General features: G+C 66.2%; 11 protein-coding genes and 1 pseudogene. 6 read left to right on the top strand and 6 right to left on the bottom strand.

The genetic code is table 11. The features are described 5' to 3' along the window. The 6 genes and pseudogenes from PMI42_RS36275 to PMI42_RS38330 form a co-directional block, all read left to right on the top strand. Window positions 1–628: ATP-binding cassette domain-containing protein (locus tag PMI42_RS36275; RefSeq protein ID WP_008144757.1), on the top strand; the 628-nt coding region annotated here is incomplete at its 5' end. A 166-nt stretch (window positions 629–794) separates the two neighbouring features. After that, window positions 795–1,619 carry an FkbM family methyltransferase gene (locus PMI42_RS36270; RefSeq protein ID WP_008144754.1) on the top strand — a complete coding sequence of 275 codons (825 nt, stop codon included), beginning with the start codon at window positions 795–797 and terminating at the stop codon, window positions 1,617–1,619. A gap of 22 nt (window positions 1,620–1,641) precedes the next feature. Beyond that, window positions 1,642–2,029: pseudogene (locus PMI42_RS38340) on the top strand (VOC family protein). Window positions 2,030–2,101: 72 nt separating this feature from the next. Continuing rightward, a complete protein-coding gene (locus PMI42_RS36265) occupies window positions 2,102–2,587 on the top strand; it encodes a pyridoxamine 5'-phosphate oxidase family protein (protein WP_008144751.1) in 486 nt (161 codons plus the stop codon). Beyond that, window positions 2,587–2,829, top strand: a complete 243-nt coding sequence (locus PMI42_RS40585) for a hypothetical protein (protein WP_081502997.1) — start codon at window positions 2,587–2,589, stop codon at window positions 2,827–2,829. The genes PMI42_RS36265 and PMI42_RS40585 overlap by 1 nt, the downstream gene beginning before the upstream one ends. A gap of 186 nt (window positions 2,830–3,015) precedes the next feature. After that, window positions 3,016–5,094, top strand: coding sequence for an OmpA family protein (locus tag PMI42_RS38330; RefSeq protein WP_081502996.1), 2,079 nt, complete (start codon window positions 3,016–3,018; stop codon window positions 5,092–5,094). A gap of 183 nt (window positions 5,095–5,277) precedes the next feature. Here PMI42_RS38330 and argG read toward each other — a convergent pair whose 3' ends face one another. From argG to PMI42_RS36220, 6 genes are all read right to left on the bottom strand, one after another. Beyond that, window positions 5,278–6,615, bottom strand: a complete 1,338-nt coding sequence (gene argG / locus PMI42_RS36245) for an argininosuccinate synthase (RefSeq protein ID WP_008144746.1) — start codon at window positions 6,613–6,615, stop codon at window positions 5,278–5,280. Between the two features lie 94 nt (window positions 6,616–6,709). After that, window positions 6,710–7,486: a phosphatase PAP2 family protein gene (locus PMI42_RS36240; RefSeq protein WP_008144743.1), complete on the bottom strand. Its 777-nt coding sequence runs from the start codon at window positions 7,484–7,486 to the stop codon at window positions 6,710–6,712. Between the two features lie 55 nt (window positions 7,487–7,541). Continuing rightward, entirely contained in the window at window positions 7,542–8,036 is a 495-nt protein-coding gene (locus PMI42_RS36235; protein WP_008144741.1) for a hypothetical protein, read from the bottom strand. 134 nt (window positions 8,037–8,170) lie between these two features. Next, complete coding sequence (gene rlmN / locus PMI42_RS36230; RefSeq protein WP_008144740.1) at window positions 8,171–9,373, bottom strand: dual-specificity RNA methyltransferase RlmN; 1,203 nt, start codon at window positions 9,371–9,373, stop codon at window positions 8,171–8,173. Between the two features lie 132 nt (window positions 9,374–9,505). Beyond that, window positions 9,506–10,168: an invasion associated locus B family protein gene (locus tag PMI42_RS36225; RefSeq protein WP_008144738.1), complete on the bottom strand. Its 663-nt coding sequence runs from the start codon at window positions 10,166–10,168 to the stop codon at window positions 9,506–9,508. A 118-nt stretch (window positions 10,169–10,286) separates the two neighbouring features. Continuing rightward, on the bottom strand, window positions 10,287–11,126 hold the full coding sequence (locus PMI42_RS36220; RefSeq protein WP_008144737.1) for an SDR family oxidoreductase: 840 nt from the start codon (window positions 11,124–11,126) through the stop codon (window positions 10,287–10,289). Between the last annotated feature and the right edge of the window lie 62 nt (window positions 11,127–11,188).

Genomic DNA, 11,188 nt, shown 5'->3' with positions numbered 1-11,188 from the left:
CGGCGAGCGGCTGCTGGTCGCGGGTGAATCCGGCACCGGCAAGAGCACGCTGGTGCGCGCCATCGCAGGCCTTTGGCCGTGGGGCGGCGGCAGCGTCAATTTCCATCCCGACCGGCGGCTGTTCATGCTGCCGCAGCGGCCTTACGTGCCGTCTGGGTCGTTGCGCCGCGCCGTTGCCTATCCCGGCGCCGAGGACGACTGGACCGTCGAGGAGATCGGCGAGGCCCTGCACAAGGTCGGCCTCGACCATCTCAAGGAGAAGATCGAGGAAGACGGGCCGTGGGACCAGACGCTGTCAGGCGGCGAGAAGCAGCGCCTCGCCTTTGCGCGGCTGCTTCTGCACAACCCCGATATCGTCGTGCTCGACGAAGCGACTTCCGCGCTCGACGAGAAGAGCCAGGACAAGATGATGCAGATGGTCACCGACGAGCTGCCGAAGGCGACCATCGTCAGCGTCGCCCATCGTGTCGAGCTGGAGGCGTTCCACAGCCGCAAGATCGTGCTGGAGCGCCGCAAGGGCGGCGCAAAGCTCGTCAGCGACATCGACCTGATCCCGCGCAAGGGCAAGCGCAAGCTGCTCGGGCGATTTTTGCGGCAGCGGAAGGCGGCGCCGAAGAAGGCGGCGTGAACTGCCGTAGCCCGGATGGAGCGAAGCGCAATCCGGGGCAGTCTCGCCGCTCGGATAGAGCCCCGGATTTCGCTGCGCTCCATCCGGGCTACATTCTTTTCCCGTAGCGTTGGAGTCCCCGGCAAAACCGGCTATGCATGCGCCGCCTGCAACGAGGACCGCCTGCTTGACGCCCGACAACGCCCCATCATCCGCGCCGTTCGGCGCGTGTGCGCCGAATGCGGCGCAGGCTGCGATCATTCGCCTTGCACAACGATCGGGGCTGAAGCGCGGCGCGTTCCGGCCGTGGATGTCGCGGCTGGTCAATCTGCTGCGCGGCGGCCCGCTCGACGTGCAATATCAGGGCGCCTCGTTTCGCTTCTACCACCAGGGCAGCGCGACCGAGCGCGGCGCGCTGTTCAACCCCGACTACAATCTCGATGAGCTGGACTTCCTGCGCCAGCACACCCCGGTGGGCGGGGTGTTCGTCGACGTCGGCGCCAATGTCGGCACGTTTGCGCTGGTGATGGCGCGGCAGGTCGGGCCCACGGGCAAGGTTGTCGCGATCGAGCCGCATCCGCTGACCTTTGGACGTCTTTCGTTCAACCACGCCGCATCGAAAGCCACACAAGTTCGTCTGGTCCAGGCCGCCGCGGGCGACAGCGACGGCGAGCTGATGATCGAGAGCGGCGGCGGCAATCTCGGCGCCACCCATGTGGTCACCGGCACCGCCAGCGCTGAAGCCATCAGGGTGCCGTCGCTGCGGCTGACGCGCATTCTCGACGAGGCCGGCGTCACACAGGTCGATTCACTCAAGATCGACGTCGAGGGTTTTGAGGACCGTGTGCTGATCGGCTTCTTCCGCGACGCGCCGCAAACGCTGTGGCCGCGCGCGGTGGTGATCGAGCATCTGTCACAAAACGAATGGCAGCAGGATTGTATTGCCGACATGGTCGCGCGCGGTTTTGCGATCGCGCGCAAGACGCGCAGCAACACGTTCCTGTCGCGCTGACGGCCAGCAAGGGAGAGATGCGATGATCGATCATCTGGGTTTTTCCGTCTCCGACTACGAGCGCGCGAAGACGTTCTATGCCAAGGCGCTGGCGCCGCTCGACTACAGCCTGGTCATGGAAGTGACGCCGGAGCAGAGCGGCCACGCCGCGGCCGCAGGCTTCGGTGCCAACGGCAAGCCGGACCTCTGGTTCGGCGCCGAAGGCGCAATGAACAAGCCGGTGCATATCGCGATTCTCGCCAAGGACCGCGCAACGGTCGACGCCTTCTACAAGGCGGCGATGGCTGCCGGTGGCCGCGACAACGGCGCGCCCGGCATCCGCCCGCATTATCATGCGAATTACTATGGCGCGTTCGTGCTCGACCCCGACGGCCACAACATCGAGGCCCGTCTGCCATACGCCGGAATAGACCGGTTCCATCCTCCGGCAGGAACATCGCATCCCGGACGCCGTTATCGTTGCTTGCAAGAAGGAGCACGATATGGCCAACGACAATGCGCGCGACACGGATCGCGTCTGGGATCTGATGAAAAAGATCGGATTTGCAATGCTGGTCACGCGCGACGGCGACAAGCTGCGCGCGCGGCCGATGAGCGCGTCTCTGGATCGTGGCGCGAACACGATCTATTTCCTCACCGACGCGCGCCGTCACAAGGATGAGGAGATCGAACGCAATCCGTCGATCAATCTGTCTTTCGCAGATGCCAGCAGCCAGAAATATGTGTCGCTGACGGGCACCGCCGTGGTCTCCAACGACCGCGCCAAGATCAAGGAGCTGTTCTCGACGCCGGCGAAGGCATGGTGGGACAGCGCGGAAGATCCGAACATCCGCGTGCTCAAGATCACGCCTGACGACGCCGAATTCTGGGATTCGCCGGGGACGGTGATCTCCTATGTGAAGATGGCGGCGGCTGCGGTGACCAACACGCGCCCCGATATCGGCGAGAACCGCAAGGTGTCGCTGTAATGCCGATCGAACCGCCCGAGATTCCGCCATCGACGCCCGGCACACCGGCCGAGCCGCCACCTGGAATTCCGCCGGGCAGTCCGCAGCCGGAGATCGCACCGCCGGTGCGCGAGCCCGGCGAATCACCACGGCCCGACGAACTGCCGGGCCAAACGCCTGAAGAGATTCCATCACGCGGACCGAACGGACCGCTCACGCCAAATCCTGCGACGGACGCGAGTTCGCCGCGGGATTTCGCATGAGAAGAACCATCACCTATCCGGCGATTGCAACCAGCGTCTGAATGCGCAATGAACGTCGCCATAGTGACGTGATTTGCATGCAGAAATAAATCGGGCCGCGACCGCTTCGCCCGCCACAATCCGGCCTAACGCGTAGCCGTTCATCCCAACACTTTGTCAAAGAACCTTCCGGGGAAGTTGACCACCATGACCAACCTTCGTTTCGTGCTGCTTGCGACCACGGCTCTGACCGCGATGCAATTGGCAAACACCGCATCGCATGCGCAGAGCGCTTCGCCGCTCGTCGTTGCGCAGGCGCAGACACAACCGCCAGAGAACGACAGATCGAAGCAGCCTCCGAAGGAAGCGCCGAAGGGACCGCCGCCCGCTGCGCGTCCGGCAGCGCCGCCTCCCCCGGCCGCAGCACCGCCTGCAGCGCCTGCACGTCCCGCCGCGCCGCCGCCGACAGCCGCACCTCCGCATCCTCCCGCTCCGCCGCCGGCTGCCGCGCCGTCACGTCCGACACCGCCGCCTCCGCCAGCTCCGACGCGTCAGGCACCTCCGCCGCCGCCCCCACCGCCGTCGGCTCCGAAGCAACCGTCGCCGCCTCCGGCTGCGGCTCCGCAGCAGCACGCACCGACACCGCCACCTCCGGCTGCGCGTCCGGCTCCCACGCCGCCGCCCGCTGCGGCTCCTCCTGCGGCGCGGCCCGCGCCTGCGACAACGCCAGCACCCACGGCAACACCGGCCCCGGCTCCCGCAGGCCCCGCTGCGCGCCCGGCGGCACCGCCGACCACCGCACCCGCACCGACCGCAACACCTGCACCGACCGCAACGCCGGCCCCAGGTGCCACGCCTGGCGCAGCGCCAGGGGGACGCGCCGGTGGACCGCCGCCCGGCGGCGGACGTCCCGGCACGCCTCCGGCTGGATCGCCGGCTCCAGGTGCAGCACCAGGTGCGACGACCGCTCCGCCCCCGACACCGGCACCTGGCGCAACTCCGCTGCCAACGGCAACACCGGCTCCCGGCGGCGCTGTGACGCCTCCGCCCGGACGTCAGGGTGGAACGCCTCCTGCGGGCGGGCCCGCCGCCGGAGCTCCGCCGGCCCAGCCGCAGGCGGGTGCCCCGCCCCGGCCGCCGGCACCTCCCGCCGGCGTCGCGGCACCGAGCACCGTCTCGGGCTCGGCCGCCGCAGCACCGCCGCCCGGCAGGGCGCAATACGCGCCGCCGACCGTTGCCCCCGCCTTCCGCGCCGCACCGACGACGACCACGCCGCTGCCACCGCCACCGCGGCCGCAGCAGCGTGACCTGACGCCGCTCGCGATCGGCGCGGCCGTCGTCGGCGGCGCCGTGATCGGCGCGACCATCGCCGACCTGCACAACCAGCGACGCGAGAGCGTCGAAGGCGGCCGCACGGTCTACACCGAGCCGGATCGCATCATCATCCGCGATCCGGGCGGGCAGGCTTACGTCCGCGGCAACGATCTCTATCGCTTCCGCTATGGCGCCCGCGACATCCGCACCGACACCGTCGGCGGCGAGACCCGCACCGTCGTGATCCGTCCCGACGGCAGCGAGATCATCACAACGGTCGGTCCGGACGGTCGCTTGCTGCGGCGAATCCGCAGGGATCCCCGCGGCCGCGAGATCATCATCATCGACAACAGCTACCGCGATCCGCAGTCGGTCGGCGGCTTCTATGTCGACGCGCCGCCGCCGGTCGTGAACATTCCCTATGATCGCTACATCGTCGATGCCCAGGAGGCCTCGCCGGACGTGATCTACCAGACCATGGAGGCACCGCCGGTGCAGCGGATCGATCGGCGTTACACGCTCGACGAGATCCGCTACAGCCCGAATGTTCGCATGCAGATGCCGAGCATCGACGTCAACACGATCACCTTCGAGACGGGTTCGTGGACGATCCCGCCGGACCAGGCGGCGAAGCTGCAAGCGATCGCCGACGGCCTCAACCGTGCGATCCAGGCCAACCCGCGCGTGGTGTTCCTGATCGAGGGACACACCGACGCCGTCGGCAACGAGGTCGACAATCTGTCGCTGTCGGACCGCCGTGCGCAGTCCGCAGCCGAATTGCTGACCCAGCAGTTCGGTGTGCCTGCGGAGAATCTGACCTCGCAGGGTTATGGCGAGCAGTACCTGAAGGAGCAGACGCAGGGGCCGAGCGCGATCAACCGGCGCGTCACCGTCCGCAACATCACGCCGCTGCTCAACGGCGGCCAGGCCTCGCTGCCGCCACCCCCGCCCGGCACCGCGCCGCCGCGCTGAGGCGATAGCCACAAACGCAAAATGGCCGGGAGCAATCCCGGCCATTTTTGTTTTGGCGATTGTACGCGACGTGGCAACACGGCGCGAACTCGTAGCCCGGATGGAGCGAAGCGAAATCCGGGAATCTATCGACTTGGCGAGAGGCCCCGGATTTCGCTGCGCTCCATCCGGGCTACGAAGGCATCAGCCCTTGTCGTTCTCGAGCTTGAAGATCTGCGAGCCTTCGCTGCCCGAGAGCAAACCGGTCTTCGAATAGAGACCGAGCTTGGTCCTGGTGTCGGCGATGTCGAGATTGCGCATCGTCAGCTGGCCGATGCGGTCGGCCGGCGTGAAGGCCGCGTCCTCGACCTTCTCCATGCTGAGCCTTTCGGGGGCATAGGTGAGGTTCGGACTCTCGGTGTTGAGGATCGAATAATCGTTGCCGCGGCGCAGCTCCAGCGTCACCTCGCCGGTGACGGCGCGTGCGACCCAGCGCTGCGCGGTCTCGCGCAGCATCAGGGCCTGCGAGTCGAACCAGCGGCCCTGATAGAGCAGCCGGCCGAGCCGCATGCCGCTGATGCGGTACTGCTCGATGGTGTCCTCGTTGTGGATGCCGGTGACGAGACGCTCATAGGCGATGTGCAGCAGCGCCATGCCCGGCGCCTCGTAGATGCCGCGGCTCTTGGCTTCGATGATGCGGTTCTCGATCTGGTCGCTCATGCCGAGGCCGTGGCGGCCGCCGATGGCATTGGCTTCGAGGAACAGCGCGACGGGATCAGAGAAGGTCTGGCCGTTCAGCGCGACCGGCTGTCCCTCCTCGAAACGCACCACGACCTTCTCGGCCTTGACGGCGCAGTCGTCGCGCCAGAACGGGACGCCCATGATCGGGTTGACGATCTTGATGCCGCTGTCGAGGCTTTCGAGATCTTTTGCTTCATGCGTGGCGCCGAGCAGGTTGCTGTCGGTCGAATACGCCTTCTCGGCGCTCATCTTGTAGGCGAAGCCTTGCGCGGTCATGAACGCCGACATCTCGGCGCGGCCGCCAAGCTCGTCGATGAACTGCTGGTCGAGCCAGGGCTTGTAGATGCGTAAGGACGGATTGGTCAAAAGCCCGTAACGGTAGAAGCGCTCGATGTCATTGCCCTTGAAGGTCGAGCCGTCGCCCCAGATGTTGACGCCGTCTTCCTTCATTGCCGCGACCAGCATGGTGCCGGTGACGGCACGCCCGAGCGGCGTGGTGTTGAAATAGGTGATACCGCCGGTCGAGATGTGGAAGGCGCCGGACTGGATCGCGGCGATGCCTTCATGGACCAGCTGCATGCGGCAATCGACCAGCACGGCCTTCTCGGCGCCGAACGCTTCCGCCTTGCGCGGGATCTCGTTGTAGTCGGCCTCGTCGGGCTGGCCGAGATTGGCGGTATAGGCGTAGCAGCGCGCGCCCTTCTGCTTCATCCAGAGCAGTGCTGCGCTGGTATCGAGCCCGCCCGAAAAAGCGATGCCGACTTTCTCACCCTTGGGCAGGCTTTTCAGGATCGTGGTCATGGGGCTTCCAATCGGGTCTCAAGGGGCTGAGGGAGGGTGCGAACTTGACCGCGCGAATATCAAATTTCACCCGCCTCGGCACGCATTTATTGGCTCAAACCGAGGGCTCGGCCCCCGTCTTGCGGCCAAACAGGCGCTGGCGCAGGCGGTAGGCGGGCATGTTGAGCCGGGTCAGGGCGGCATCGACCGCCTCGTCCGAGAACCGGGTCCGCGGCCAGCGGTAAATCATTGCGTAGGCGAACCAGATCACGACGAAGGTGACGAGGCCGGCGATCGAGACGTCGGTGAAGAAGTGGCCGCCGAAAGCCATGCGGAGCCCGCTGGTGACGAGGCCGAAGATGACGGCGCCGGCATAAGCGAGCGGTCGCCACGCCGGCGGCGCCAGCGCGGCCGGCGCCAGGGTCCAGAACGCGGTCGCGCCCTCGCCCGAGAAGAACGAGCAGTTGCGCGCGCAATCGCCGCGCGGGTCCCACCACGGCACGAATTGCTGGTCGCCGGCGAACTGCGTCACCACCACCGGGCGCGGACGGCCCCAATAGGTCTTGAAGGTGAGGTTGGTCAAAATGCCGGCCGACAGCGTCAGCGTCACCAGCAGGAAGATGATCGCGCGCCCCGACACCATCAGCGGCCGGTCGGGCCTGATCATCTTGACCACGAGGGCCACGAGCGACGGCAGCGCGAAGGCCCAGGCAATCCACATGGCAGCATCGCGCGCGACGCCCGCCCACTCATTCAGCTTGAGCGGAAACGTCTTCGTCCGGGGGTCGAAGAACAGCGCGGCGAGCTTGAGATCGAGCTCGGGATAGAGGCCAAAAACGACGCCGATCACGAGCCACAGCGCCAGGCCGATAAAGAGTCCAGTCCGGTTCATGGCGCGCGGTTTAGCGGAGTGGCGGGAGGATGAAAACCCCGGATTCCGTCGCGGCTCACCGCGCATCCGGCCTTGAATTCGACGGCATCGGCGGAGGCGGATTGCGCGGGGGCGGCGGGTTGCGCCAGGCGCCGGCGTTGCGGCCGGCGATCAGCCAGTAGACGAATCCGGCGGCGATGCCCGCGCCGGTCATGATCTCAAGATGCCGCCGTACGATGCCCTCGAACTGGAAGGTGTCGGAATGAAAGGGAACGAGGCCGAGATAGCAGGCGAGCCCGACGACGCCGCCACCGGCGGCATAGGCCAGCGCGCTGCGGATGTAGAGCGCCTCGGTGATCGCGACGATCACCGCCGCCGGCACCAGCGCAAAGCCCGAGACGAAGATGAAGCCGAAGCCCAGCAGGATGTCGATCGTGCCCTGATCGACGGGACCGGCGCCGAGATCGGCGAACTCCGGAAACAGCAGCGCGACGACCACGATCATGCCGCCGACGAAGCAGGCGGCGAGAAAGCCGATGAAGATGACGATGAGGCGGCCGATCAGGGACATGCCGGGAGAGCCACCGTTGTCGTCATTGCGAGCGCAGCGAAGCAATCCAGAGATACGTCCACAGAGGCAGTCTGGATTGCTTCGTCGCTACGCTCCTCGCAATGACGAGGATGCGAGAGCGCGAGCATGATCCATCAATCCGTCATCGCCATGGCGCGCAGCGCCTGGCGCTCGCGGGCCGAGAGTTTTTCGGTTTCCGACTTGAGCTGGCCGCAGGCGGCGAGGATGTCGCGGCCGCGCGGGGTGCGCACCGGCGAGGAATAGCCGGCGTTGAAGATGTATTCCGAGAATTTTTCGATCTGGTCCCAGTCCGAGCATTCATAGGCGGTGCCGGGCCATGGATTGAACGGGATCAGGTTGATCTTGGCGTGAATGCCCTTGAGTATCTTCACCAGCAGCTTGGCGTCGTCGAGCGAATCGTTGACGCCCTTAAGCATCACATATTCGAAGGTGATGCGGCGCGCGTTCGAGGCGCCGGGATAGTCGCGGCAGGCCTGCAGCAGCTCCTTGATCGGATATTTGCGGTTGAGCGGCACCAGCTCGTTGCGCAGCTCGTCGCGCACCGCATGCAGCGAGATCGCGAGCATGACGCCGATCTCCTCGCCGGCGCGCACGATGTTCGGCACCACGCCCGAGGTCGACAGCGTGATGCGGCGGCGGGAAATGCCGATGCCCTCGTTGTCGCCGACGATCAGCAGCGCATCGCGCACCGCATCGAAATTGTAGAGCGGCTCGCCCATGCCCATCATCACGATGTTGGTGACGCGGCGCGTGCCGTCCTCGCGATCGGCCCAGTCATTGAGACGATCGCGTGCGACCATGATCTGGCCCACGATCTCGCCTGCGGTGAGGTTGCGCACCAGGCGCTGCGTGCCGGTGTGGCAGAACGAGCAGTTCAGGGTGCAGCCGACCTGCGAGGAGACGCAGAGCGTGCCGCGATCGGTCTCGGGGATGTAGACGCACTCGACTTCATGCGCCTTCTGAACATTGTCGCCGCTCGGCAGGCGCAGCAGCCATTTGCGGGTGCCGTCGTTGGAGATCTGCTCGGCCACGACTTCGGGACGGTCGACCGTGAAGTGCTGCGCGAGCTCGGCGCGAATGCCCTTCGAGACCGAGGTCATGTCGTCAAAACTCTGGGCGCCGCGGAAATACATCCAGTGCCACAGCTGCTGCACCCGCATCTTGCGCTGCGCGGGCGCAACGCCGATCTCGCCGAGGCGGTCGGCAAGCTCGCTGCGCGACAGGCCGATCAGCGACGGCCTCGCCGGCGGCACATAGGTTTCGAGCGGAGTCTTCTCCACCAGGATCGCGTTGTGCGGCTCGGTCGTCGGTTGCATCTATGGGCCTAGGATCTGCGGTCTAAACTCGTCATGCCCGGGCTTGACCCGGGGCATCCATGACGGCGAAAATCTGGAACCGCCCCTATATAGCAACCGGAACGGCCGATTGCGACCTTCTCGCCCGCAGCCTTAACGCCTGCAATCCTGCGAAATCCGGTCGAGCGCCTGGGCGAGGCCCTTCAGCGAAAACGTGTCGGTCGTCTCCGTCCCCTTGGCCGAGACGCCCTTGACCACGAGATCGGCGGATTTGCGCATGGCTTCGACCATCCGCTCCTCCTCGGCCGCGTTCTTGATCCAGAGGCCGTCGCCCTGTGTGTACATCGCAAAGGCGGCGCCGCCGACCTCGACCGAGGATTCCGAGCCCGGCTTCAGCGCATAGCCGATCATGACCGAGACTTCGTTGTTCACCTTCTCCGCCGGCCGGGTCGAGACGAAGGCATAGGCGGGATCGCGCGGCCGGTTCGGCGGATTGGTCTTCGACGAGGAGGGTTTTGCCAGCGCAAAGCAGACCTTCTTGCCATTGGGCGTGGCCGAATAGGCGCCCCAGGTGCCGAACTGGCCGATCAGGGTCGGCTCCGCGCCGCCCGCAACTGCTGCGGGCGGGGCCGCCTGTTTGCTCTCGGGTTTCGCGGGCGTCTTCGCAGCCGTATTCCCCACGGGCGCCGCCGGCTTCGGTGCAGCCTCTTTTGGTGCAGCCTTGGGCGCCGGTTGCGCCGTCTGTGCCCGTGCGGAATCGGTGATTCCCCACGCCGCCACGCCCATCATCAAAGCCAAAAATAGCACCCGCCACATGCTGGAGTGGTTCCCTCAATATTGTGACTGGAAGATGGCCCGGCCGCGCTTTGTCCCCGCGGCAGAGATAACGGGGAAAGTCCAATTTGGGAAGGCAGTTAGCTGGTCAACCGGTTCGTCATCCCTTGGATCGCGCGGCGCGCTGCTCGGACCATTGCGCGTCGGTCCAGCCGAGCAGGTCCTCGGCGCCGGAACTGCGCAAATGCGCGCCGCCGTCGATCACCACCATCTCGCCGTTGATGTAGCCGGCGCGGTCGGAGACCAGGAAGCTGGCGAGATCGGCAAGCTCGCTGTGCTCGCCGGTGCGCCCCATTGGATTGCGCGCACTCCAGCCTTCGTCGCGTCCCTCCGGGCGGAGCTGGCCCGATGCGCCTGATGTCAGGAACGGCCCCGGCGCAATCGCGATCGTGCGGATGCCCTTCGGACCCCATTCGACCGCAAGACTTTTGGTCATCGCCAGCACCGCCGATTTCGCCATTGCGGAGGGCACGGTGAAGGCACGGCCGGTGATGGTCGAGGTCGAGAGGATCGAGAGCACGACGCCCTTGTGACTGTTCTCGATCCAGCGCTTGCCGGCGGCGAGCGTGCAATACATCGCGCCATGCAGCGTCGGCGCCAGGATCGCATCGGCGGCGCGGAAGGAGAGATGCTCGCTCTGTGCGATGAAGGTTGCAGCAGCGTTGTTGACGAGGATGTCGAGCGGCGCCTCGCGCCAGATCGCGTCCATCATGGCATCGACGGCAGCACCGTCGCGGATATCGCAGGCGATGGTGGTGACCTTGCCGCCCGCGTGCGCGCGCATCTCGCTCGCGGTCGCTTCAAGCCGGTCGAGCTTGCGACCGCAGATCACGAGCTCGGCGCCTAGGCTGAGGAAGCGGCGTCCCATCGCGGCGCCGAGGCCCGAGCCGCCGCCGGTGACGAGGATGCGCTTGTTCTTGAGCAGGCTCGTTTCAAACATCGTTTGAATCCCTCTTATTATTCGTGCCTGTTGCTCTTGCTCCGTCATCGCGAGCGCAGCGA

Origin of the sequence: Bradyrhizobium sp. YR681, from assembly GCF_000282615.1 — a bacterium.
Lineage (GTDB): Bacteria > Pseudomonadota > Alphaproteobacteria > Rhizobiales > Xanthobacteraceae > Bradyrhizobium.
The sequence above is the reverse complement of the archived record's forward strand: the minus strand, read 5'-3'. Positions and strand labels throughout refer to the sequence as shown.

Bases quoted from the DNA above. Each gene is read 5' to 3' on its own strand.
- rlmN (WP_008144740.1), bottom strand. From the start codon at position 9,373: ATGCAACCGACGACCGAGCCGCACAACGCGATCCTGGTGGAGAAGACT.
- argG (WP_008144746.1), bottom strand. From the start codon at position 6,615: ATGACCACGATCCTGAAAAGCCTGCCCAAGGGTGAGAAAGTCGGCATC.
- PMI42_RS38330 (WP_081502996.1), top strand. From the start codon at position 3,016: ATGACCAACCTTCGTTTCGTGCTGCTTGCGACCACGGCTCTGACCGCG.
- PMI42_RS40585 (WP_081502997.1), top strand. From the start codon at position 2,587: ATGCCGATCGAACCGCCCGAGATTCCGCCATCGACGCCCGGCACACCG.
- PMI42_RS36235 (WP_008144741.1), bottom strand. From the start codon at position 8,036: ATGTCCCTGATCGGCCGCCTCATCGTCATCTTCATCGGCTTTCTCGCC.
- PMI42_RS36225 (WP_008144738.1), bottom strand. From the start codon at position 10,168: ATGTGGCGGGTGCTATTTTTGGCTTTGATGATGGGCGTGGCGGCGTGG.
- PMI42_RS36265 (WP_008144751.1), top strand. From the start codon at position 2,102: ATGGCCAACGACAATGCGCGCGACACGGATCGCGTCTGGGATCTGATG.
- PMI42_RS36240 (WP_008144743.1), bottom strand. From the start codon at position 7,486: ATGAACCGGACTGGACTCTTTATCGGCCTGGCGCTGTGGCTCGTGATC.
- PMI42_RS36220 (WP_008144737.1), bottom strand. From the start codon at position 11,126: ATGTTTGAAACGAGCCTGCTCAAGAACAAGCGCATCCTCGTCACCGGC.